The following is a 23,754-nucleotide window of genomic DNA, read 5'->3' as shown; positions in this document are numbered from 1 at the left end:
CCACGGTCTCTCGCCTCGGGCGGTCATGCGCCCATGTCGCGGGAGAGCAGGTCCTCTTCGGTCTCGCCGCGCACGATCCAGCGGGCCGCGCCGTCGCGGACGGCCAGCACGCCGGGGCGCGCGAGGTAGTTGTAGTTGCTCGACAGCGCCCAGCAGTAGGCCCCGGTCCCAGGCACGGCCAGCAGGTCGCCGGCGCGCACGTCCGCGGGCAGGTAGGCGTCGCGGACCACGATGTCGCCGCTCTCGCAGTGCTTGCCCACCACGCGGACCAGCTGCGGCGCGGCGCCGGAGGTGCGGTTGGCCAGGGCCACGGAGTAGTCGGCGTCGTACAGGACTGGGCGCGCGTTGTCGCTCATGCCGCCGTCCACCGAGATGTACCGGCGCACGGCCGTGCCGCCGCCCTCGGGGAGATCGACGACGACGTCCTTGATGGTCCCCACCTCGTAGAGGGTGAAGGTCGTGGACCCCACGATCGCCCGGCCCGGCTCGATCGAGATCCGCGGGACGGCGATGCCGAGCCGGTCGCACGTGGCGCGCACGACGCCGGCCAGCGCCCGGGCGATCTCGGCCGGCGGACGCGGCGCATCACCGGGGAGGTAGGCGATGCCGTACCCGCCGCCGAGGTCGAGTTCGGGCAGGGCGACGCCGTACGCCGACCGCATCGCGGCGACGAACTCGAGCAGCCGCACGGCCGCGGCCTCGAAGCCGTCGGGCTCGAAGATCTGCGAGCCGATGTGGCAGTGGACGCCGAGGAGCTCGATGCTGTCGTGCCCCGCGGCGGCCGCGACGGCCTCCTCGGCCATGCTCGGGGCCGCGTCGGACCCCGCGCCGGCGAAAGACGCGCTGGCCGTCCCCGGTGCCATGGACAGGCCGAACTTCTGGTCCTCGTGGGCGGTGGCGATGAACTCGTGCGTGTGCGCGTGCACCCCCGGGGTGAGCCGGAGCATGACCTTGGCCCGCGGCGCCTCGCTGCCGGGGGTGTCGGTGCCGCGCGCCGCCGCGATCGCCGCGACGCGCTCGAGCTCGTCGAGGCTGTCCACGATGATGCGCCCCACCCCCAGCTCGAGGGCGCGGGCGATCTCGGCGTCGGACTTGTTGTTGCCGTGCAGCCCGATGAGGCCGCCGGGCGTGCCGGCGCGGGCGGCGACCGCGAGCTCGCCGCCCGAGGCAGTGTCGAGGCGCAGACCCTCCTGGCGCACCCAGGTGGCGACGGCGGTGCAGAGGAAGGACTTGCCCGCGTAGTAGACGTCCACTCCCCCGCAGAGGTCGGCGAACGCCGCATCGAAGGCGGTCTTGAAGGCGCGGGCCCGGGCGCGGAAGTCGGCCTCGCTCAGGACGAAGACCGGGGAGCCGTGGGCGGCCTTGATCTCCGCCACCGGCAGGCCGGCGACGGTGAGCTGGCCGCCCGGGCCGCGCTCGACGTCGTGCGCCCACAGCGCGGGGACGAGCCGGTTGGGCTCCTCGGGGACTCCGAGCCAGGCGGGGGCGAGCGGGGAGGCGGCGCCGGCCGCCGTCATCTCGGCCATGGGCCTACATCCTCTCCGGGGCGGAGACGCCGAGGAGGCCGAGCCCGTTGGCGAGGACCTGGCTCGTCGCGTCGTTGAGCCACAGGCGCGTCCGGTTGAGGTCGGTGACCTTCTCGTCGCCCTGGGGCGCGATCCGGCAGTTGTCGTACCACGAGTGGTAGGCGCTCGCGACGGCCTCGAGGTGGCGTGCCACGCGGTGCGGCTCGCGGAACTCGGCGGCCTTGGCCACGATCGACGGGTACGCCGCGAGGCGCGCCAGGAGGTCGTTCTCGCTCGGGTGCGTCAGCAGGGCCGCGTCGAACACGTCCGCCCCGTCCACGCTGCGGGCCACGCCGGCGGCCTCGGCGTTGCGCGCGGCCCCGCGGGAGCGGGCATGCGCGTACTGGACGTAGAACACGGGGTTCTCGTTCGAGTTCTTCTTCAGCAGCTCGGGGTCGAGCGTGAGGGGCGAGTCCGCGGGGTAGCGGGCGAGGGAGTAGCGCACGGCGTCCTTGCCGAGCCACTCGATGAGGTCCTTGAGCTCGATGATGTTGCCCGCGCGCTTGGAGAGCTTGGCCCCGTTGACGGAGACCAGCTGGCCGATGAGCACCTCGATGGCCGCCTCGGGGTCGTCGCCGGCGCAGGCCGCGATGGCCTTGAGCCTGTTGACGTAGCCGTGGTGGTCGGCGCCGAGGAGGTAGACCTTCTCGTCGAAGCCGCGGTCCTTCTTCGACAGGTAGTAGGCGGCGTCGGCGGCGAAGTAGGTGGGCTCGCCGTTGGCCCGGATGAGCACGCGGTCCTTGTCGTCGCCGAAGTCGGTGGTGCGCAGCCACACGGCGCCGTCGGCGTCGAAGACGTGGCCCTGCTCGCGCAGCCGCTTGACGGCGGTCTCGATCGCGCCGGACTCGTGCAGCCCCTCCCGCTCGGAGAAGTAGACGTCGAACTCGACGTCGAACTCTGCGAGCGTGGCCCTGATGTCCTTCATCTGCGCGGCGTAGGCGGCCTCGCGCACGATCGGCAGCGCGGCCTCGTCGGTCAGCTCGCGCAGGTCGGGGTGGGCGGAGAGCACCTGGTGGCCGAGGTCGACGATGTACTGGCCCGGGTAGCCGCCCTCGGGGACATCGCGGCCGTGCAGCCTGGAGAGCACGGAGTTCGCGAAGACGTTCATCTGGTTGCCCGCGTCGTTGATGTAGTACTCGCGGGTGACGTCCGCGCCCGAGGCCCGCAGCACGCGCGCGATCGAGTCGCCGAGGGCCGCCCAGCGGGTGTGCCCGATGTGCAGGGGCCCGGTCGGGTTGGCGGAGACGAACTCCATGTTGATGACGTGGCCCGAGAGCGCGTCGTTCGTGCCGTAGGCGGTCCCTGCCTCGACGATCGCCTTGGCGAGCGCGCCGGCCGCGGCGGCGTCGAGCGTGACGTTGAGGAAGCCCGGGCCCGCGATGTCCACGGACGCGACGCCTTCCATGGTGGCGAGGCGCCCGGCGATGAGTTCGGCGAGCTGCCGCGGCGCCATGCCTGCCCGCTTGCCGAGCTGGAGGGCGATGTTCGTGGCCCAGTCCCCGTGGTCGCGGTTCTTGGGCCGCTCCACGCGGATCTCCTCCGGCACGTCCACGGAGATCTCGCCGGCGCGCACGGCGTCGGCGAGGCAGGCAGAAATGGCGGAGGAAAGTTCTTCGGGAGTCACCCCCCTAGCCTACCGGCGCGGCGTGTCCGCGCTGAAACCGCGCCCGTCATGGTCCCGGCCGTGCGGCCGGCTCAGCGGGCGCCGTTCCCCGCCGGACGACCACCCCGGGGTGCTCGTCGATGAAGTGCGGGCGGCTGATGACCCAGCCGGAGACGCCGAGGACCGCGAGGGTGAGGCCCAGGAACGCGAACGAGGCCGTCCAGGCCCCGGTCGCGTCGTGGAGGAAGCCCGCGGCAAGCGGCCCCGCGCAGGCCACGACGTAGCCGATTCCCTGGGCGAAGCCCGAGACGGCGCCGGCCGCCTGGTGGGACCTGGTGCGCAGATTCACGAGGACGAGCGCGAGGGGGAAGGTCGCCGGCCCGAGTCCGGCGAGCGTGGACCACAGCCATGTCGCCGTGCCGGGCGCGAGGGCAAGGCCCAGGTAGCCGGCGGCGAACGTCGCCACCCCGAAGGCGACGACCGGGAACGGGTTGCGCAGCTTCGCCGCGAGGACCGGCACCGCGAGGCTGAGCGGCAGGCCCAGACCGGCGAAGAGCGAGAGCTGGAACCCGGCGGCCGCGGCCCCCAGTCCGGCCGCGCCCACGATCGAGGGCAGCCACGCGAACATCGTGTAGGTGTTCAGCGACGTGCAGCCGAACAGCAGGGCGAGCGCCCAGGCGGCGGGCGAATGCCAGCCGCGGACGACGGCGCGGGGCGGCGTCGCGCCGTCGTCCGCGGCCTGCGTCGGGTGCGGCCCTGCGCCGGCCGCGGCGGCGGGGGCCTTCGCGCGGCGCGGGCGGCGGGCGGCCCAGACGGTCAGCCAGGGCACGACCGCGAGGACATTGACGGCCGCCCACCAGCCGAGGGAGGTCCGCCAGCCGGCGGCGTCGGCCACGGGCACGGCGAGCAGCGGCGGCACGGTGGTCCCGACGTTGATGACGGTCACGTAGAGGGCCGTCAGGAGCCCGACGCGGTCGGGGAAGTACTTGCGCACCATGGGCGGCAGGACCACGTTGCCCGCGCCCATGCCGGCGAGCGCGAGGGCGGAGCCCGCGAGGAAGAGTCCGGTCTCCGGCGCCACGGCCCTGACGATCTGGCCGGCGGCAGCGGCCCCCATCGCGGCCACCGCGATGGCCTCGACGCTCCAGGCACGCATGAGGAGGGGCGTGAGCAGGCCGGCGACGCCGAACAGCGCCGTGGGGAGCATGCCGAGGATGCCCATGAGCCAGGACGGCAGGAACATCTCCCCCGCGATCCGGTCGGTGAGCGCCGGAACGCTCGTCACCGCGATGCGGAGGGTGAAGGCCACGGCCAGCAGCCCGACCAGGATGAGGGTGCGGCCGCGCCAGGGCCTGCGCCCGCGGGTCCCCCCATGTTCTTCTGCCACCCCCTGACGCTATCGTGCTGGTCATGGACAACGACATCCAGGACCGTATCCGCCAGCTCATCGACGAGGAGCACTCGCTCCGCGGCACGCCGGGGGCAGGCAGCGCCGAGAAGGGCACGGGGCGCCTCGGCGAGCTGGAGGCGCAGCTCGACCAGTGCTGGGACCTCCTGCGCCAGCGCCGCGCCAAGCGCGAGTTCGGCGAGGACCCCGACGAGGCGAGTGTGCGCCCCGCCGACGTCGTGGAGAACTACAAGGAGTAGCGGCGGCAGGGCCGGTTTGCATGGCGCCGGTCAGCACCTGATAAGCTCGGTGAGTTCCCGCGAGGGAAACACGAGCTGCCCTCGTAGCTCAGTGGATAGAGCGTCTGCCTCCGGAGCAGAAGGCCGTAGGTTCGAATCCTATCGAGGGCACCCCTGCACCCCCGGTCCTATGGACCGGGGGTGCTCTGCTGTCCGCTTCCGGCCCCTATGAGGGGCGGCACTAGACTGGGTCAGCCATGGCCCTGACGATCACGTACCCCGCCGCCCTCCCGGTCTCCGAGCGCCGCGACGAGCTCATGGAGGCCATCGCCGCGAACCAGGTCACGATCATCGCCGGTGAGACGGGCTCGGGGAAGACCACGCAGATCCCCAAGATGTGCCTCGAGCTCGGCCTCGGCGAGAAGGGCCTGATCGGCCACACGCAGCCGCGCCGGCTCGCCGCGCGCACCGTCGCCGAGCGCATCGCCGAGGAGCTGGACGTCGAGCTCGGCGCCGAGGTCGGCTTCCAGGTGCGCTTCACGGGCGAGGTCGGCCCGCAGACCCAGGTCAAGCTCATGACCGACGGCATCCTGCTCGCCGAGATCCAGCGCGACAGGCTCCTGAGGCGCTACTCGGTGATCATCATCGACGAGGCCCACGAGCGCAGCCTCAACATCGACTTCATCCTCGGCTACCTCAAGCGGGTGCTCCCCCAGCGGCCGGACCTGAAGGTCATCATCACCTCGGCGACCATCGACCCCGAGCGCTTCGCCCGGCACTTCGCCCGTGAGGTGGCCGGGGCCGAGCCCGAGCCCGCCCCCATCGTCGAAGTCTCGGGCCGCACCTACCCGGTCGAGATCCGCTACCGCCCCCTCGTCGCCGAACCGGCCGGCTCCGAGGACGAGGACGACTCCGTGGCCGGCAGCGACGACGCCCTCGAGGAGGACCGCGACCCGGTCGACGCCGTGTGCGACGCCGTGGACGAGCTCTCCCGCGAGGCGCCCGGCGACATCCTCATCTTCTTCTCGGGCGAGCGGGAGATCCGCGACGCGGCCGAGGCCCTCGCCGGCTCGATCCAGAAGAACCCCCGCATGGCCGGGGCGGAGATCCTGCCCCTGTTCGCCCGGCTCTCGCTCGCCGAGCAGCACCGCGTCTTCACCCCGGGCGGGAAGCGGAGGATCGTGCTCGCCACGAACGTGGCGGAGACCTCGCTGACCGTCCCCGGCATCAAGTACGTCATCGACACGGGAACGGCGCGCATCTCGCGCTACTCGCACCGCACCAAGGTCCAGCGCCTGCCGATCGAGCGCGTCTCGCAGGCCTCTGCGAACCAGCGCGCGGGCCGCTGCGGGCGCGTCTCGGACGGCATCTGCATCCGGCTGTACTCCGAGGAGGACTTCCTCTCCCGGCCCGAGTTCACCGACCCCGAGATCCTCCGGACCAACCTCGCCGCGGTGATCCTGCAGATGACCGCCATGGGGATCGCCCGCGGGCCCAAGGACGTCGCGGCCTTCCCGTTCGTCGAACCGCCCGAGTCCCGCGCGATCAACGACGGCGTGACCCTCCTGCGCGAACTCGGCGCCCTGGTCGAGCCGGGCCGGGAGCAGCAGCGCGGTGCGGCGCCCGCCGCCGACGCGGAATCCGGCCCCGCGGAATCCGGACCAGCGCACGAGCGCGGCCGCGGCCGCCGGGGGAAGCGCCCCGGCGGGGCCGGCGAGCGGGGCGGGCTGACCGCCGTCGGCCACCAGCTCGCGCAGCTGCCGGTGGACCCCCGGCTGGGCCGCATGATCGTCGAGGCCGCGCGGCGCGACTGCGCCCGCGAGGTCATGGTCCTCGCCGCGGCCCTGACCATCCAGGACCCCCGCGAGCGCCCCTCGCAGGAGACCGGCAAGCGGCAGGCCGCCGACGAGAAGCACGCCCGTTTCAAGGACGAGAACTCGGACTTCACGGGCTACCTGAACCTGTGGAACTACCTCCAGGAGCAGCAGCGCGAGCTGTCCTCCTCCGCGTTCCGGCGCCTGTGCAAGGCCGAGTTCATCAACTACCTGCGGGTGCGGGAGTGGCAGGAGCTGTTCCAGCAGCTGCGCCAGCTCGGCCGCCCGCTCGGGATCTCCCTGGGACAGGGGCGCGACACGGACCCCGTGGGCAAGCACGACGCCGTCCACCAGTCGCTCCTCGCCGGCCTCCTGAGCCACATCGGGTTCCTCGACGAGCGCAGGCGCGAGTACCTCGGTGCGCGCGGCACCCGGTTCGCGATCTTCCCGGGCTCGGCCCTGTTCAAGAAGAGCCCGACGTACGTCATGGCCGCCGAGCTCGTCGAGACGAGCCGGCTGTGGGCCCGGACCGCGGCGAAGATGGACCCGGCTTGGGCCGAGCTCGTCGCCCCGCACCTCGTCAAGCGCACGTACTCCGAGCCGCACTGGTCCAAGCGCTCCGGCTCGGTCATGGCGTACGAGAAGGTCACGCTCTACGGCGTCACCCTCGTCGCGCAGCGCCGCGTCAACTACGCCCGGATCGACCCGGCGCTCGCGCGCGAGCTGTTCATCCGGCATGCGCTCGTCGAGGGCGACTGGCACACGCGCCATCACTTCTTCAAGCGCAACCAGGCACTCCTGGAGGAGGTCGAGGAGCTCGAGACGCGCATGCGCCGCCCCGGCCTGCGCGCGGACGACGAGGCACTGTTCGAGTTCTACGACGCGCGGGTGCCTGCCTCCGTGGTCTCCGAGCGGCACTTCGACGCCTGGTGGAAGACGGCGCGGCTCGAGGACGAGCACCTCCTCGACTTCGACCGCGCCCTGCTGCTGGGCGAGGACGCCGAAGGGTCGGCCCAGGCCGCCGACGCCGACTACCCCACGGTGTGGCGCCAGGGCGGCTTCGACCTGCCGCTCGCCTACGAGTTCCACCCCGTGGCCCCCGGCGGGACCCCGGACCCGACCGACGGCGTGACCGCCGAGGTGCCCGTGCTGTTCCTCAACCAGCTCGACCCCGGGCCCTTCCGGTGGCAGATCCCCGGGCTGCGCACCGAGCTCGTCACCGCGCTCATCAGGTCCCTGCCCAAGCAGGTGCGCAAGGGCTTCGTGCCCGCCCCCGACGTCGCGCGCCAGGCCGTCGCGGCCCTCGGCGCCGACTTCGACCCCGCCACAGACGCGCTCGAGGAGTCGCTCGAGCTCGTCCTGCGCCGGCTCAAGGGGCAGATCATCCCTCCGGGCTCGTGGAACTGGGACGCTGTCCCACCCCACCTGCTCATGTCCTTCAGCGTCGTGGACCCCAAGGGCACGGTGCTCGGCGTCGGGAAGGACCTCGCGGCCCTGCAGGAGCAGCTCGCCCCGGCCACGCGGCGCGCGATCGCCGAGTCCCTCGGCGCCACTCCCGCCACCACCTCGCCGAGATCACCCCGTGGAGGCACGAAGTCGCCCCGTGGGGGTGCGACGTCACCCCGTGGAGGCACGACGCCGGAGGCGGGCCCAGGCGTCTCGCCCGCCTCCGGCTCCGGGCTGGCCGAGCGCACCGGGCTGACGGAGTGGAGTGTCGGGACGATCCCGCGGACGGCGAGCACCGTCGTCGCGGGCCACACCGTGACCGGCTATCCCGCACTCGTCGACGAGGGCCGGACCAAGGCGGCGCCGCGCGGCACGGCCGGGCTGCGCGTGTTCCAGACCGAGGAGGACCAGCTGCGCGCGCACCGCAGCGGCGTCATCCGCCTGCTGGCGCTGCGGATCCCGCCGCCGGACCGGTACGTGCTCGAGCACCTGAACAACCGCGAGAAGCTCACGTTCAGCCAGAACCCGCACGGCTCGGTAGCGGACCTGATCGCGGACTGCTCGATCGCCGCCATCGACAGGCTCGTGCCCGCGGCGCTGCCCTGGGACCGCGCGGCCTTCGACGCGCTCTACGACGAGGTCCGTGCCGAGCTCATCGACACGGTCTTCAAGGTCACGGCCATCGTCGAGCAGGTCCTGGCGTCCTCGCTGAGGATCGGCAAGGCGCTCAGGGGCTCCACGAGCCTCGCACTGGTGGGCGCGCTCAATGACGTCAAGGCGCAGCTCGAGCAGCTCGTCTACCCGGGCTTCGTCGGCAGGACCGGCTACGCGCAGCTCGAGCATCTCCCCCGCTACCTCCGGGCGATCGAGCGCCGTCTCGAGAAGCTCCCGACCAACGTCCAGCGCGATGCGGTCGCCATGGCGACCGTCCAGGGGCTCGAGGACGACTACGACGACGCGGTGGCCGCGCTGGCCCCGACCGGCCGGAACCAGGCCAGGCTGGCCACGGTGCGGTGGATGATCGAGGAGCTGCGGGTGAGCCTCTTCGCCGTCGAACTCGGCACCGCCGGCAAGGTGTCCGAGAAGCGGGTGCGGCAGGCGCTCAACGAGGCCCTCGCGCCCGCATAGCCCACCCTGCGGGTGACCTCACCCGTCCACGGGGTGACCTCGGGGACCCACGGGGTGACCTCGGGGTCAGGCGGCGGGGACGTGCTCGCCGTGGCCGGCCGCGCGGAGTGCCTCGCGGATGCGCTCGGCTGCGGCGTCGAGCACGGCGGGGTCCGGGTTCTGCTGTGCGCGCTTGAAGTCGTACTCGGCCTCGCTGCGGGAGGGCCACACGTGCAGGTGCAGGTGGTCGATCTCGAAGCCGGCGATGATCATGCCGGCGCGCGGTGCGCCGAAGGCCTCCACCTGCGCCTGCCCGATCGTCTGGGCCACGAGCGTGAGCTTGGCCATGAGTTCCGGCGAGGCGTCCGTCCACCGGTCCACCTCCTCGCGGGGCACCACGAGCGTGTGGCCCTCGGCGAGGGGGCCGATGCTCAGGAACGCGACGACCTCGTCGTCCTTCCACACGAAGCGGCCGGGCAGCTCGCCCTCGATGATGCGCGTGAACAGCGTGCTCATTGTTCTCTCCTCGATGGGGCCCCCGTGCCGCGCAGGCTCGCGGTGTCGAGGACGAACCGGTACTTGACGTCGGAGGCGACCATGCGGTCGTAGGCCTCGTTCAGCGACTCTGCCGTGACCACCTCGATCTGCGGGGCCACACCGTGCTCGGCGCAGAAGTCGAGGACCTCCTGGGTCTCGGCCACGCCGCCGATGAGCGAGCCCGTGTAGGCCAGGCGCCGCCGGATGAGCGCCCCGGGCTGCACGGGCGGCAGGTTCCCCGAGGGCAGGCTGAGGGCCACGAGGACGCCGTCGAAGCGCAGCACTGAGAGGTAGACGTTCACATCGTGCGGCGCGGCGACGGTGTCGAGGACGACGTCGAGCGTCCCCTCCGCTGCCTCGAGCTGGGCCGGGTCGGTGGTCACCACAACCTGGTGGGCGCCCAGCTGGGCGGCGTCGGCGGCCTTGGCCGCGGTGCGCGTGAAGACGGTGACCTCCGCCCCCAGCGCGGCGGCGAGCTTGACGGCCAGGTGCCCGAGGCCGCCGAGGCCCACGACGCCCACCCGGCGTCCGGGCCCCACGCCGAAGCGCCGCAGGGGCGAGTAGGTCGTGATGCCGGCGCACAGGATCGGGGCGGCCGCGGCGGGGTCGAGGGCGTCGGGGATCCGCAGCACGTACGCCGCGTCGACCACGATCCGCTCGGAGTAGCCGCCCTGGGTGAGCTCGCCGCCGTGGCGGGGGTCCGGGGCGCCGTAGGTGCCGACCATGCCGCGTTCGCAGTACTGCTCGAGCCCGGCCCGGCAGTGCGCGCACTCCCGGCACGAGTCGACCATGCAGCCGACGCCCACCCGGTCCCCGACGGCGAAACCGTGCACCGCGGAGCCGGTGCGGCGCACCCGCCCCACGATCTCGTGGCCGGGGACGAGCGGCCAGGGCCGCTCACCCCACTCGCCGCGCGTCGCGTGCACGTCCGAGTGGCACAGGCCGCAGAAGTCGATGTCGATCTCGACATCGCGGGCCCCCGGCTCGCGCCGGGCGATGGTCAGGGGCACGAGGCCGCTCGAGGCCGAGGTGGCACCGTAGGCGCGCACGTCGGATCCGTCGGAGCCCGGAGCGCCGCGGCCCAGCGCGTCGGCGAGGTTCTCGCGGATCGTGTCCGCACTGGGCATGACGGGGCGTCCGGGGGTCATGCCACCGACGCTATCGCATGCCGGCCGGGCCCGGCTCGCTGCCCACGGCGACGGGGCGCGCCGGGTCGCGGGACCACTGCGAGAACGATTCCGGGTACAGGGCCGCGTCGATGCCGGCGACGGCGAGCGCGAGGACGTCGTGGGCTGCCGTGACGCCGGACCCGCAGTAGACGGCCACCGGGCGGCGGCCGTCGGCGCCGAGCGCGGCGAAGCGCTCGCGCAGGGCGGCCGCGGGCTGGAAGGTCCCGTCCGGGGCGAGGTTCTCGGCGGTGGGTGCGCTCAGGGCTCCGGGGATGTGGCCGGCGCGCGGGTCCACGGGCTCCACCTCGCCGCGGTACCGCTCGCCCGCCCGGGCATCCAGCAGGACGCCGCCGGCAGGCGCGCCCGGGCGGGGCTGGGTGAACGAGGCGGCCTCGTCCGCGTCGATGCGCGGCAGGCGTCCCTCCCCCAGCGTGACGTTCCCGCGGTCCGGCGTGCGGGCGCCCTGCTCGAGGGGCCCTCCGGCCGCCGTCCAGGCGCCGAGGCCGCCGTCGAGGAGGCGCACCGACTCCAGGCCGGCGTCGCGGAGCATCCACCAGGCCCGGGCGGCGGCCTGGCCCGAGGTCGCGTCGTAGACGACCACCGCGTCGCCGTCGGAGATCCCCCAGGACCGCGCCGCCTGCTCGAATGCTTCTCGGGACGGGAGGGGATGGCGGCCGCCGGCGGCCTCCTCGGCGCTGCCGGGCGCGACGGGGACGGCGAGCTCGCCCTCGAGGTCGGCGAACACGGCGCCGGGCAGGTGCCCCTTCGCGTACTCCTCCCGGCCGTCAGGTCCGCCGAGGGACCAGCGGACGTCGAGCAGGACGGGGTGCTCGCCCCGGGCAAGGCGCTCGGCGAGCTCCGCCGCCGTGATGAGGACCTGATCAGCGTTCATGGCCACACCTTAGCGGCGCGTACTCTGTCCGGATGGACGCACGCACCACTGAGGCCGCGCCCGGGCGCGGCGCCGGGTCCCGGGCCTGGGCAGACGAGGCCATCCGCCGGCTGGAGTCGGACGCCCACCGCAGCGCGGACACCCATCTGCACCGCGTTCCCCTCCCCGAGGAGTGGGGCGTCGACGTGTACCTCAAGGACGAGTCGACGCACCGCACGGGCAGCCTCAAGCACCGGCTCGCGCGGTCGCTGTTCCTCTTCGCCCTGGTCAACGGCTGGATCCGCGAGGGGACCCGCGTTGTCGAGGCCTCGAGCGGGAGCACGGCCGTGTCCGAGGCCTACTTCGCGCGGCTCATCGGGGTCCCGTTCACCGCCGTGATGACCCGCGGGACGAGCCGGGAGAAGATCGCCCTCATCGAGCAGTACGGCGGCGCGTGCCACTTCGTCGACTCGCCCGGGGAGGTGTACGGCGAGGCCGCGCGGCTTGCGGAGTCGTGCGGCGGCCACTACCTGGACCAGTTCACGTTCGCCGAGCGCGCCACGGACTGGCGCGGGAACAACAACATCGCCGAGACGATCTTCGACCAGCTCGAGCTCGAGCCGCACCCGGTGCCCCGGTGGATCGTGGTCGGCGCCGGGACCGGGGGGACGAGCACCACGATCGGCCGCTTCGTGAGGTACCGGCGGCTCGCGACCCAGCTCGCGGTCGTCGACCCCGAGAACTCGGCGTTCTACCCGAGCTGGGCGGGCGGCGCCCCCGCCGAGGGCGGGGCGTCGCGGATCGAGGGCATCGGCCGGCCGCGGCTCGAGCCGAGCTTCAATCCCCGGATCGTGGACCGCATGTTCCGCGTGCCCGACGCCGCCTCGGTCGCCGCGATGCGCGACCTCACCGCGCGCTTCGGCTTCGACGCGGGCCCGTCGACCGGGACCAACCTGTGGGGCGTCTGGCAGCTCGTGGCGGAGATGGCCGCCGCCGGGGAGCGCGGCAGCATCGTCACGCTCATGTGCGACGCCGGCTCGCGCTACCGCGGGTCCTACGGCGACGAGGGGTGGCTCGCCGGGCAGGGTCTGGACCCCGCGCCGCACGCCCGGGTGCTCGAACGGTTCTTCGCGACCGGGAGCTGGGACGGGTAAGACGGCCTCAGAGGTCCACCGCGGCGCCGGGCTCGAGGTGCTCGTAGCGGGTGCCGTAGAGGTCGCCGACGCGCCGGGCGTGCTTCTCCACGATCCCCGTGCCCCACTCGTTCAGGAGGGCGTTGTGGATCGGATAGGCCCGATCGGCTCCGACGGCGATGATGAAGTCGAGGACCTCGCCGACCTTGCTCCACGGCGCGTGGATCGGGACCAGGAGCGTCGGCACCTCCGCTCCGGGCGGGACGGTGAACGAGTCGCCGGGGTGGAACACCTCCCCGTCGACGAGGTAGCCGATGTTGGCGACCATCGGGACGCTGGGGTGGATGAGGGCGTGCTGGCTCCCGAAGGTGCGGATGCGGAACCCCGCGGCGTCGAACTCGGTGCCGGTCTCGGCGGCGTGGATCCGCCCCGCGGCAGACGGCGCGGCCTCCGCGAGCGCGGCGGCCACGGACGAGGGGGCCCAGGCTTCGAGCCCCGGGCTGGCCTCGAGGACCGCGGCGGCGCGGGGGAGGTCGATGTGGTCCGGGTGCTCGTGGGTGACGAGGAACGCCTCGGCGCCGTCCAGGGCCTGCTCGACTTCGGAGAAGTTGCCCGGGTCGATGGTCAGGACGCGCTGCCCCGTCCCGGAGTCGGCGGGCTTCTCGAGGCGGACGCAGGCGTGCGTGAACTTGGTCAGGCGCATGGCGCCAGTCTAGGACCGCCTCTTGCTAGGCTAGAAGACCCGATAGGCAGGTGCAGGAGGAGTCGTTGGCCGAGAAGCCGCGCGAGCAGCGCGTGACGAAGCAGCGGGTCGCTGTCTCGGCAGCCCTGGACAGCCTCGAGGACTTCGTGAGCACCCAGGAGCTGCACCGCCTCCTGCAGGGCGAGGGCGCGTCCGTCTCGCTCGCCACGACGTACCGGATCCTGCAGTCCATGGCCGAGGACGGGCTCGTGGACGTGCTGCGCAGCGACGACGGCGAGGCCGTGTACCGGCGCTGCGAGGCCACCGGCCACCACCACCATCTCGTGTGCCGCCGGTGCGGCAAGGCCGTGGACATCGAGGCGCCCGCGGTGGAGACGTGGGCCAGCCGGGTGGCCAGGGAGCACGGCTACACGGCCGTCGAGCACACCGTCGAGGTCTTCGGGCTGTGCCCCGAGTGCACCGCCCTCGGCGCGGGGACAGCGGAGGCGGACGGCGGGTCCGCCGAGGACGGCTGAGCCCTCCCCCGGCGAGGGCCGCGCCTCAGGCGGCGGCCGACGTCGTGCGCCGGCTGCCCTGCGCGGACGCGGCCGGGAGCACGCGCCCGTTGGCCCCGCGGCGACGCCGGATCCAGCCGATGGTCGCGCACACCGCGTAGATGAGGAACGAGAGCGTGGTGATGTAGGGGCTGATCGGCAGCCGCCCCCCGAGCGCGAGCATGATCCCGCCCACCGTGGCCGCCATGGCGAAGAGCACGCTGAGCAGGAGCACGAGGCGCGGCGCGGAGGTCACCTTCAGCGCGGCGGCCGCCGGCGTGATGAGCAGGGCGAGGACCAGGAGGGCGCCCACCACCTGCAGCGACAGGGCCACGCTGACCCCGAGCACCACCATGAACACGATGGAGAGCGCCCGGACCGGCACGCCCCGGGCGTGCGCCATCTCGGGGTCGACGCTCGCGAACGTGAGGGGCCGCCACACAGCGACCAGGACGGCGATCACCGCCGCCGCGGTGACGCCGAGGACCTGGAGCTGGACCGTGTCGACCGCGACGATCTGCCCGGTGAGCAGGCCGAACTTGTTCGCCGCCCGGCCCTGGTACAGCGCGAGGAACAGGATGCCGAGCCCCAGGCCGAAGGGCATGAGGACACCGATCACCGAGTTCTTCTCTCGCGCGCGCCCGCCCATGAGGCCGATCAGGAGCGCCGCGGCGACCGAGCCGACGAGCGAGCCGGTGACGATGTCCGCGCCGACGAGCAGGGCGAACGCGGCCCCTGCGAAGGACAGCTCCGAGATGCCGTGGACGGCGAAGGCGAGGTCGCGCTTCATGACGAAGGTGCCGACCACGCCGCCGAGCAGGCCCAGCACGGCGCCGGCCCACACGGAGTTCTGGACGAGCGCGAGGATCTCCCCGTAGTCCTGGAACGAGAAGACCGTGCCCCAGAAGTCATCGATGGTCACGGGGTGTCCTCCTCGTGGTGGTGCGCGCCGCGGTGGGCGTGCGTGGTGGCGTCGGGGAGGCCGACGACGACGATCCGGCCATGGACCTGGGAGACCTCCACGGGCGAGCCGTACAGCTCGGAGAGCACGGACGTGGTCATGACCTCCTCGGGGCTGCCGACGCGGAACCGGCCGTCGGCGAGGTAGAGGACCCTGTCGACGTAGTCGAGGATCGGGTTGATCTCGTGCGTGACGAAGACGACGGCGGTCCCCTCCTCGCGCCGCTGCCGGTCGATGAGCCCGCTGACGGCCTGCTGGTGGCCCAGGTCGAGCGAGAGCAGGGGCTCGTCGCACAGGAGGACCTTCGGGTGGCCGGCGATCGCCTGGGCGACACGGAGGCGCTGCTGCTCCCCGCCCGAGAGCTGCCCCACGGGGACCTTGGCATAGTCCGTGGCACCGACGGTCGCCAGGAGGTCGTCGACCCGGGCGTCGACCGCCCGCCGGTGCAGGCGCACGCCCCACCGGTGCCCGTCGACGCCGAGGGAGACGAGGTCCCGCGCGCGCAGGGGCGTCTCCGGGGAGAACGACTTCTGCTGCGGGATGTAGCCGATGCCCTCGCCGGCCCGGCCCGGCGGCCGCCCCGCGACCTCCGCCGTCCCCCCGCTCAAGGGGACGAGGCCGAGCAGGGCCTTGAGGAAGGAGGTCTTGCCGCTTCCGTTGGGGCCGAGCACGGCGAAGAACTCGCCGGGGCGGATGTCGAGGTCGAGCCCGGACCAGAGGGTCCGGGGGCCGAACGCGAGCGCCGCCGAGCGGAGCCGCACAGCGGGCGGGGTCATGCGAGGGCCTCCTTCAGTGCGGCGACGTTCTCCTGCATCCAGCCGAGGTAGTCCTTGCCCTCGGGGACCGTCTCCGTGAAGTCGACGACCGGCACCTTCGCCGCCTCGGCGGCGGCCCGCAGCTGCCGGGTCTGAGGGCTCTCGGTCTGCGGGTTGTAGGCCAGGAGCGCGACCGACCGCGAGGAAAGGAGGCCGAGGGTCGCCCTGAGTGCCGCGGGGGGCACATCCTGCTCCTCCTCGACGGCGGACGAGTAGGCCGTGGGAGTGGCATCCCGGAGCCCGGCGGCCTCGAGGAGGTAGAGCGGCACCGGCTCGGTCATGACGGCCGCCTTCCCCGCCGACGTGGACCTCAGGGCCGCGAGCGTGGACTCGAGCCCGGCCAGGCGGCCGTCGACGTCCCGGGCGCGCCCCGCGTAGCCGTCCTTGCCGGCCGGGTCCAGGGCACCGAGCCGGGCTGCGAGCGCATCGGTGACCTTCTTCATGGCGCTGATGTTGTACCAGACGTGCTCGTTGGACGTCGGGCGGCCGGCGGACGCGAGTCCGGCGGCCTCGACCGCGGTGATGACGCTGTCCGCCCCGAGGCTGGCCTCGCGCACGAGGGGGTCCATGTACGGGTCGTAGCCGCCGCCGTTCTCGATGACGAGGCTGGCCTTGGAGACGGCGAGCCGGTCGTGCGTCGTCGCCTCGTAGGAGTGCGGGTCCTGGCTCGTGGCGGAGACGATCGACGTCACCGTGACGCGGTCCCCGCCCACGGCCCTGGCGAGGTCGCCGTAGACGTTCGTGGAGGCGACGATGCGGACGGCCCCTCCCTGCCCCGGCGACGCGGGGGACCCTTGGCCGCCGGGCGAGCAGGCGGTCAGGGCGACCGCCGCCGCCACGGCGACGGCGCCCCGGACCGCGGTCCGCGCCCACGTGGGGCGGAGGGGGATCGAGCGCAAGGGGGCCTCAGTTCTTCGGGTGGGTCATCACGGGCGTCCAGTGAGAACCGGTCGCAATAGGACCACTGTAGCGCCTCTTGCGAACAATTCCCATCAGGGCCGCGCGCAGGGCGGACTCACCCACCGCGCCCGTGGCCCGCCCTCCCTAGCTGTCCTCAGTCACTGCACCTAGCCCCGCTGGCGGCGGAACGCCTGGCTCTGGGTCGCGTCCCGGATCTCACCCACGAGCTTCTCGATGACGTCCTCGAGGAACACCACCCCGCGCGTGGACCCCTCGGGCCCGATCACGCGGGCCAGGTGGAAACCGGACTTCTGCATCGCGGAGAGGGCGTCCTCGATCTCGTCGTCGAGCCCGAGGTTCGCCAGCGAGCGCACGCGACTCTCGCCGATCGGCTTCCCGCGCCCGTCCGGCCCGATGGCCAGGACGTCCTTGAGGTGGAGGTACCCCACGAGCTCGCCCTCGTCGTCGACCATGGGGAAGCGGGAGAAGCCCGTGTGCGAGACCGCCTTCTCGAAGTCCGCCGGCGTGGCGCTGGTCGGGAGCGAGACGAGCTCCTCGACCGGGACCATGATCGACTCCGCGGTCTGGTCGGAGAACTCGAGCGCTCCGGAGAGCAGGCCCGACTCGTCGTCGAGGAGCCCGCTGCGGGTCGACTCCTCGACGATCGAGGCGACTTCCTCGAGGGTGAAGCTCGAGGTCACCTCGTCCTTGGGCTCGACCCGCAGCAGGTGCAGCACGGCGTTGGCGCTGCCGTTGAGGAAGAAGATCACGGGCCGGACGAGGCGGGCCATGCCCAGCAGCACCGGGGCCAGGAGCACGGCGGCCCGGTCGGCCGCGGAGACCGAGATGTTCTTCGGCACCATCTCGCCGATTGTGACGTGCAGGAAGGTCACCGCGGCGAGCGCGACCACGAACCCGACGGTGTCCGCGAGCTCGACGGGCAGGCCCACCGAGTGCAGCGGGCCGCCGATCAGGTGGTGGATCGCGGGCTCGGCGACCTGGAGGATCAGCAGCGAGCACACGGTGATGCCCAGCTGTGCGGCGGCGAGCATGAGCGAGACGTTCTCCATCGCGTGGAGGGTGGTCCTCGCTCTCCCCGACCCGGCGTCCGCGAGCGGCTCGATCTGGCTGCGCCGCGCACTCATGATCGCGAACTCGCTCGCGACGAAGAAGGCGTTGCCGAGCAGCAGCACCGCCAGCCAGAGGATGCCGGCCCAGTCCCCCATCAGGCGGCCCTCCCCGAGCCGCGGCCGGCGGCGTGCCGGGTGCCGGCCTCCTCGGCGTCGCCCGCCTCGGGCGGCGGCGGGGTGAACCGGAGTCGGTCCACCCTGCGGCCGTCCATGCGCACGACCGTGAGCGTCCCGCCCCCGACCTCGAGGGCGTCGCCGGTCTGGGCGACGCGGCCCAGCGCGCTCATGACGTAGCCGCCGACGGTCTCGTAGGCGGGGCTGTCGACGACCCGGAGGCCGGGGACCTGCTCCGAGACCTCGTCGGGCCGCATGAGCCCGGGGAAGTACCAGTCCCCCGCGGAGCTCTGCAGGACACCGGGCGCGCGCCGGTCATGCTCGTCGGCGACCTCGCCGACAATCTCCTCCACGAGGTCCTCGAGCGTGACGATGCCCGCGGTGCCGCCGTACTCGTCGAGCACGGCGGCGAGCTGGAGGTTCCCGTCCCGCAGCTGGGAGATGAGCGCATCGAGGTGGATCGTCTCGGGCACCTGGAGGATGTCCGTCATGATGGCCGCGGCCGGGACCCCGCGGCGCTTCCTGGCCGGCACCGCGACGGCCTTCTTCACATGGACCACCCCGCGCACGTCGTCCGGCGACTCGCCGATCACGGGGAAGCGCGAGTGCCCGGTCGCCCGGGCCGCCTCGACGATGGCATCGACGGGCTCGTCCGCGTCAATGGTCGTCACCCGGATGCGGGGGGTCATGACGTCGGCGGCCGTCTTCTCGGAGAAGCGCAGCGTCCGAGAGACGAACCGCGCCGTTCCGGCGTCGAGCGTGCCGAGCTCGGCGGAGCGCCGCACCAGGGAGGAGAGCTCGGCCGGCGAACGCGCGCCGGAGATCTCCTCCTTCGCCTCGATCCCCATGAGCCCGAGCACCCGGTTGGCGAAGCCGTTGAAGAGGATCACCGCCGGCTTGAAGGCCGCGGTGAAGACCAGCTGGGGGCGGGCGACTGCGCGGCCCACCGCGAGCGCCCGGGCGATCGCGAGGTTCTTGGGCACGAGCTCGCCGATGAGCATCGACAGCAGGGTCGCGAAGACCATCGCGACCGTGAGGGAGACCGCCGTGGCCCCCGGCACCCCGAGCGCGCGCAGGGGCCCTTCGAGGAGCCTGCCCACCGAGGGCTCCATGACGTAGCCCGTCAGGAGCGTGGTGAGGGTGATGCCGAGCTGGCAGCTCGAGAGCTGGGTCGAGAGGGTCTTGAGGCAGCGCAGGAGCGCCTCCGCGCCCGGCTCGCCCGCGTCGACGCTGCGCTGGACGGTGGCGCGGTCGAGCGCCACGAGGGAGAATTCGACGGCCACGAAGAAGCCCGTGCCGAGGATGAGGAGCAGGCCGGCGGCCAGCAGGAGCCATTCCACGTCAGTGCTCGAGCTCCTGGCGCCATGACATGGCCGCTCGCGCGGAAACCGGGTGGGCAAGTACACGGTGCATGCCGGCTCTGGGGCGGCGGGTGCCCGTGGGGCCCCCGCGACCAGGCCGGCATCTAGAGGTGCCGTCCATAGTGAATCCAGCCTATCAGCGCGGCGCGAGCGCACCGAGGGGCGCGACCCGCGTGTGACGGCGGACTCACAATCGCCCCATTCGCTCCGGTCTTCACTAGACTGGACCCTTGAGTGTGGGCTCCTGACGGCGCCCACGGCGGTCGGCGGATACGGCCAGCCCCCGAATATCGCCCGGTGGAGCACGCGGGCGCGCGGTACGGGGCCGAGGCGCGGAGCCGCTGACACGCGGGCCTAAGTATCGATGGAAGAGGCGTATCTCCAGTGCCAGAACTGCCAACCCACCGCCTGCCCGAGGAATTCGGAGGCAACGAGTGGCTTGTGGACGAGCTCTACGAGCAGTACCAGCAGAACAAGAATTCCGTGGACGCCAAGTGGTGGCCGCTGTTCGAGTCCTTCGACTCGGACAGCGGCCACACGTCCAACGGCACGGCGAAGGGGCCTGCCGTTGACACGCTGACCCGGCAGATTCCGGCCGTCCAGGCTCCCGCGGCGCCCGCGCAGGCTCCTGCCCCGGCGACCCAGGCCCCGGCAGCGCCGGCTGCCCAGAGCGCGCCGGCAGTCCAGAGCGCGCCGGCTGCCCAGGCCGCGCCGAAGCCCGCCGCTGCAGCCGCCCCGAAGCAGCCGGAATCGGCGCCGAAGAAGGGCGCCGCCGCCGTCGTGCGCGACGGTGCCCGCCCGTCCACCACCGGCCTGATCCCCGCCCAGCTGCCCAAGACGGCCAAGGACGAGACGATCGAGGAAGACGTCGTCTCGACGCTGCGCGGCCCGGCCAAGGCCATCGCCACCAACATGGTCCAGAGCCTCGAGGTCCCCACCGCGACCACCGTGCGCGCCGTGCCCGCGAAGCTGCTCATGGACCAGCGCATCGTCATCAACAACCACCTCACCCGGGTGCGCGGCGGCAAGGTCTCCTTCACGCACCTCATCGGCTACGCCGTGATCCGCGCGCTCAAGCTCATGCCGTCGATGAACGTCTCCTACGACGTCGTGGACGGCAAGCCCGTCGCGATCCAGCACGCGCACGTGAACTTCGGCATCGCGATCGACCTGCCCAAGCCGGACGGCAGCCGCCTGCTCGTCGTGCCGAACATCAAGAAGGCCGAGACGTTGAACTTCTCGGACTTCTGGCACACCTACGAGGACCTCATCAAGCGCGCCCGCGACGGCAAGCTCACCGCCGACGACTACGCCGGCACGACCGTCTCGCTGACCAACCCGGGCGGCATCGGCACGGTCCACTCGGTTCCGCGCCTCTCCAAGGGCCAGGCCGCCATCATCGGCGTGGGCGCCCTCGAATACCCGGCCGAGTTCCAGGGGGCGTCCGAGAAGATCCTCGCGCTCCAGGCCGTCGGCAAGATCATCACGCTGACCTCCACCTACGACCACCGCGTCATCCAGGGCGCGGGCTCGGGCGAGTTCCTCCGGATCGTGCACCAGCTCCTCCTGGGCGAGCAGGGCTTCTACGACGAGATCTTCGAGTCGCTGCGCATCCCCTACGAGCCGGTGCGCTGGAGCCCCGACCTCCAGGTCAACCCCGAGGACGCCATCAACAAGGTGGCGCGCATCCAGCAGCTCATCCACGCGTTCCGCGTGCGCGGGCACCTCATGGCGGACACGAACCCGCTCGAGTACGTCCAGCGCCGCCACCCGGACCTGGACGTGCTGACCTACGGCCTGACGCTGTGGGACCTCGACCGCGAGTGGCCCACGGGCGGCTTCGGCGGCAAGCCGAAGATGAAGTTCCGCGACATCCTCGGCGTGCTGCGCGACGCGTACTGCCGCACCACGGGCATCGAGTACATGCACCTGCAGGAGCCGGCCGAGCGCAAGTGGTTCCAGGACGAGCTCGAGCACCCGTACAAGAAGCCCAGCCGCGAGGAGCAGCTGCGCATCGTGTCCCGCCTCAACGCCGCCGAGGCGTTCGAGACCTTCCTGCAGACCAAGTTCGTCGGCCAGAAGCGCTTCTCCCTCGAGGGCGGCGAGTCCCTCATCCCGATGCTCGACGCGACGCTGTCCGAGGCGGCGGAGGACGGGCTCGACGAGGTCGCGATCGGCATGGCCCACCGCGGCCGCCTCAACGTGCTGACGAACATCGCCGGCAAGACCTACGCGCAGGTGTTCCGCGAGTTCGAGGGCACCCAGGACCCCAGGAGCGTGCAGGGCTCCGGCGACGTGAAGTACCACCTCGGCACCGAGGGGACCTTCACCGCGGAGAACGGCAAGCAGACCAAGGTCTACCTCGCCGCGAACCCGTCGCACCTCGAGGCCGTGGACCCCGTCCTCGAGGGCATCGTCCGCGCCAAGCAGGACCGCCTCGACCGGGGCGAGGCGTTCCCGGTCCTGCCGATCCTCGTCCACGGTGACGCGGCCTTCGCCGGCCAGGGCGTCGTGGCGGAGACGCTCAACCTCTCCCAGCTGCGCGGCTACCGCACGGGCGGCACGATCCACATCGTGGTCAACAACCAGGTCGGCTTCACGACCTCGCCCTCGGCCTCCCGCTCGTCGGTGTACTCCACCGACGTGGCGAAGATGGTCCAGGCGCCGGTGTTCCACGTCAACGGCGACGACCCCGAGGCCGTGGTCCGCGTGGCGCAGATGGCCTACCGGTTCCGGCAGCGCTTCCACAAGGACGTCGTCATCGACCTCGTGTGCTACCGCCGCCGCGGCCACAACGAGGGCGACGACCCGTCGATGACCCAGCCGATGATGTACAACCTCATCGAGGCGAAGCGCTCGGTCCGCAAGCTCTACACCGAGAGCCTGATCGGCCGCGGCGACATCACGCAGGAGGAAGCCGAGCAGCTCCTGCGCGACTACCAGGAGCGCCTCGAGCGCGTCTTCGCCGAGACGCACGCGGCGCAGACCTCGCCGATCCCGATCGTCACCGGCGACGCGAAGGCCGTCTCGGACCTCGAGCGCCCCCTCGCCCAGCAGGAGGACGACGCCGCGGGCGCATCGCAGCGCTCGACAGCGATCAGCGCCGAGATGCTGGCCCGGATCGGCCAGGCCCACGTCGCGATCCCCGAGGGCTTCGCCGTCCACCCCAAGCTCAAGCAGCTCCTCGAGCGGCGCGAGCAGATGTCCCGCGAGGGCGGCATCGACTGGGGCTTCGGCGAGATCGCCGCGTTCGGCTCGCTCATCGCCGAGGGCGTCCCGGTCCGCCTCGCGGGCCAGGACTCCCGCCGCGGCACGTTCGTGCAGCGCCACGCGGTGTTCCACGACCGCAGCAACGGCGACGAGTGGACCCCGCTCGCCCACCTCTCCGACGAGCAGGCCAGGCTCGCGATCTACGACTCCTCCCTGTCGGAGTACGCGGCCCTCGGCTTCGAGTACGGGTACTCGGTGGAGCGCCCCGACACGCTCGTGGCCTGGGAGGCGCAGTTCGGCGACTTCGTCAACGGCGCCCAGACGATCATCGACGAGTTCATCTCCTCGGCCGAGCAGAAGTGGGGCCAGCGCAGCTCGCTCGTCATGCTCCTGCCCCACGGCTACGAGGGCCAGGGACCGGACCACTCCTCCGCGCGCATCGAGCGCTTCCTGCAGCTGTGCGCCGAGCAGAACATGATCGTCGCCCAGCCGAGCACCCCGGCGTCGCACTTCCACCTGCTGCGCCGCCAGGCCTTCAGCCGCCCGCGCAAGCCGCTGATCGTCTTCACGCCGAAGCAGCTGCTGCGCCTCAAGGCCGCGGCCTCGACCGTCGAGGACTTCACCTCGGGCACGTTCCGCCCCGTCATCGGCGAGCACGAGCAGCTGGACGCGAGCGCCGTGGACCGCGTGGTCCTCGTCTCCGGCCGCCTGTACTACGACCTGCTGTCCGCCCGGACCAAGGCCAAGGACACGCGGACGGCGATCATCCGGGTCGAACAGCTCTACCCGCTGCCCGAGGAGGAGATCAAGGCGCAGCTCGAGAAGTACCCGAACGCCGAGCTCATCTGGGCGCAGGACGAGCCGGCCAACCAGGGCCCGTGGATGTACATGGCCGTGCGCCTCATCCCGTCGCTCCGGCGCGAGCTGCGCCTCGTCTCGCGTGCGGCCTCGGCCGCGACGAGCGCAGGCTCCATGAAGCGGCACTCGGCCGAGGGCGACGTCCTCGTCCGCGAGGTGTTCGCACGCTGAACTGAGCGCTGAGCCCAGGTGGCCACGGCGGCGGGCGGCTCCCCAGCGGGGGGCCGGCCGCCGCCGTCGTTCGCGCCACTCCCGCGATGGTCGCGCCCCGCTGCGACGGAGGCGGCTCCCCAACACG

17 protein-coding genes and 1 tRNA gene are annotated in these 23,754 nt (G+C 72.6%); 6 read left to right on the top strand and 12 right to left on the bottom strand.

All coding sequences use genetic code 11. The annotated features are described in order from the left end of the window. Positions 1–23: 23 nt before the first annotated feature. Genes lysA through ACYVKZ_RS01670 form a run of 3 tightly spaced genes read right to left on the bottom strand, consistent with a single transcriptional unit; the run spans position 24 to position 4,555 of the window. A complete protein-coding gene (gene lysA, locus ACYVKZ_RS01680; RefSeq protein ID WP_460990292.1) occupies positions 24–1,526 on the bottom strand; it encodes a diaminopimelate decarboxylase in 1,503 nt (500 codons plus the stop codon). A gap of 4 nt (positions 1,527–1,530) precedes the next feature. Then, on the bottom strand, positions 1,531–3,189 hold the full coding sequence (gene argS, locus ACYVKZ_RS01675; protein WP_460990291.1) for an arginine--tRNA ligase: 1,659 nt from the start codon (positions 3,187–3,189) through the stop codon (positions 1,531–1,533). Between the two features lie 46 nt (positions 3,190–3,235). Next, positions 3,236–4,555, bottom strand: coding sequence for an MFS transporter (locus tag ACYVKZ_RS01670; RefSeq protein ID WP_460990290.1), 1,320 nt, complete (start codon positions 4,553–4,555; stop codon positions 3,236–3,238). Between the two features lie 23 nt (positions 4,556–4,578). Here ACYVKZ_RS01670 and ACYVKZ_RS01665 point away from each other — a divergent pair, with 23 nt between their 5' ends. The 3 genes from ACYVKZ_RS01665 to hrpA all read left to right on the top strand — a co-directional run bounded on the left by ACYVKZ_RS01665 (position 4,579) and on the right by hrpA (position 9,182). Then, a complete protein-coding gene (locus tag ACYVKZ_RS01665; protein ID WP_307003809.1) occupies positions 4,579–4,815 on the top strand; it encodes a DUF2630 family protein in 237 nt (78 codons plus the stop codon). A gap of 77 nt (positions 4,816–4,892) precedes the next feature. Next, positions 4,893–4,965, top strand: a tRNA-Arg gene (locus ACYVKZ_RS01660). An 86-nt stretch (positions 4,966–5,051) separates the two neighbouring features. Continuing rightward, positions 5,052–9,182 carry an ATP-dependent RNA helicase HrpA gene (hrpA, locus tag ACYVKZ_RS01655; RefSeq protein ID WP_460990289.1) on the top strand — a complete coding sequence of 1,377 codons (4,131 nt, stop codon included), beginning with the start codon at positions 5,052–5,054 and terminating at the stop codon, positions 9,180–9,182. A gap of 66 nt (positions 9,183–9,248) precedes the next feature. On the opposite strand, the gene ACYVKZ_RS01650 is transcribed toward hrpA, so the two are convergent. The 3 genes from ACYVKZ_RS01650 to ACYVKZ_RS01640 are packed head-to-tail and all read right to left on the bottom strand — an operon-like array spanning position 9,249 to position 11,759. Beyond that, on the bottom strand, positions 9,249–9,677 hold the full coding sequence (locus tag ACYVKZ_RS01650) for an HIT family protein (RefSeq protein WP_460990288.1): 429 nt from the start codon (positions 9,675–9,677) through the stop codon (positions 9,249–9,251). After that, positions 9,674–10,846, bottom strand: a complete 1,173-nt coding sequence (locus ACYVKZ_RS01645; protein WP_460990287.1) for an NAD(P)-dependent alcohol dehydrogenase — start codon at positions 10,844–10,846, stop codon at positions 9,674–9,676. The genes ACYVKZ_RS01650 and ACYVKZ_RS01645 overlap by 4 nt, the downstream gene beginning before the upstream one ends. A 10-nt stretch (positions 10,847–10,856) precedes the next feature. Next, positions 10,857–11,759, bottom strand: a complete 903-nt coding sequence (locus ACYVKZ_RS01640; RefSeq protein WP_460990286.1) for a sulfurtransferase — start codon at positions 11,757–11,759, stop codon at positions 10,857–10,859. 32 nt (positions 11,760–11,791) lie between these two features. Between ACYVKZ_RS01640 and ACYVKZ_RS01635 the strand changes: the two genes are divergently transcribed. After that, entirely contained in the window at positions 11,792–12,892 is a 1,101-nt protein-coding gene (locus tag ACYVKZ_RS01635; protein WP_460990285.1) for a PLP-dependent cysteine synthase family protein, read from the top strand. Positions 12,893–12,899: 7 nt separating this feature from the next. Here the strand turns inward: ACYVKZ_RS01635 and ACYVKZ_RS01630 are convergent, their stop codons facing one another. After that, positions 12,900–13,574 (bottom strand): MBL fold metallo-hydrolase, encoded by a 675-nt coding sequence (locus tag ACYVKZ_RS01630; RefSeq protein WP_460990284.1) that lies wholly within the window; start codon positions 13,572–13,574, stop codon positions 12,900–12,902. Positions 13,575–13,639: 65 nt separating this feature from the next. Between ACYVKZ_RS01630 and ACYVKZ_RS01625 the strand changes: the two genes are divergently transcribed. Further along, positions 13,640–14,089, top strand: a complete 450-nt coding sequence (locus ACYVKZ_RS01625) for a Fur family transcriptional regulator (protein ID WP_460990283.1) — start codon at positions 13,640–13,642, stop codon at positions 14,087–14,089. Between the two features lie 25 nt (positions 14,090–14,114). Here the strand turns inward: ACYVKZ_RS01625 and ACYVKZ_RS01620 are convergent, their stop codons facing one another. From ACYVKZ_RS01620 to ACYVKZ_RS01600, 5 genes are all read right to left on the bottom strand, one after another. After that, the gene (locus tag ACYVKZ_RS01620) at positions 14,115–15,029 is read right to left on the bottom strand and encodes a metal ABC transporter permease (RefSeq protein WP_460990282.1); all 915 of its coding nucleotides are present in this window, start codon (positions 15,027–15,029) and stop codon (positions 14,115–14,117) included. Beyond that, positions 15,026–15,844: a metal ABC transporter ATP-binding protein gene (locus tag ACYVKZ_RS01615; RefSeq protein ID WP_460990281.1), complete on the bottom strand. Its 819-nt coding sequence runs from the start codon at positions 15,842–15,844 to the stop codon at positions 15,026–15,028. Before ACYVKZ_RS01615 ends, ACYVKZ_RS01620 begins: the two co-directional genes overlap by 4 nt. Continuing rightward, positions 15,841–16,782, bottom strand: coding sequence for a metal ABC transporter solute-binding protein, Zn/Mn family (locus tag ACYVKZ_RS01610; RefSeq protein WP_460990280.1), 942 nt, complete (start codon positions 16,780–16,782; stop codon positions 15,841–15,843). The genes ACYVKZ_RS01615 and ACYVKZ_RS01610 overlap by 4 nt, the downstream gene beginning before the upstream one ends. A 168-nt stretch (positions 16,783–16,950) precedes the next feature. Beyond that, on the bottom strand, positions 16,951–18,009 hold the full coding sequence (locus tag ACYVKZ_RS01605; RefSeq protein ID WP_460990279.1) for a hemolysin family protein: 1,059 nt from the start codon (positions 18,007–18,009) through the stop codon (positions 16,951–16,953). Continuing rightward, positions 18,009–19,367: a hemolysin family protein gene (locus tag ACYVKZ_RS01600; protein WP_460990278.1), complete on the bottom strand. Its 1,359-nt coding sequence runs from the start codon at positions 19,365–19,367 to the stop codon at positions 18,009–18,011. The genes ACYVKZ_RS01605 and ACYVKZ_RS01600 overlap by 1 nt, the downstream gene beginning before the upstream one ends. 405 nt (positions 19,368–19,772) lie before the next feature. On the opposite strand from ACYVKZ_RS01600, the gene ACYVKZ_RS01595 reads away from it, so the two are divergent. Next, positions 19,773–23,627: a multifunctional oxoglutarate decarboxylase/oxoglutarate dehydrogenase thiamine pyrophosphate-binding subunit/dihydrolipoyllysine-residue succinyltransferase subunit gene (locus ACYVKZ_RS01595; protein ID WP_460990277.1), complete on the top strand. Its 3,855-nt coding sequence runs from the start codon at positions 19,773–19,775 to the stop codon at positions 23,625–23,627. The last annotated feature ends 127 nt before the right edge of the window (positions 23,628–23,754 follow it).

Source organism: Sinomonas soli (assembly GCF_054782415.1).
Note: the sequence above shows the minus strand (reverse complement) of the source record. Positions and strands in the feature narration are given on the sequence as shown.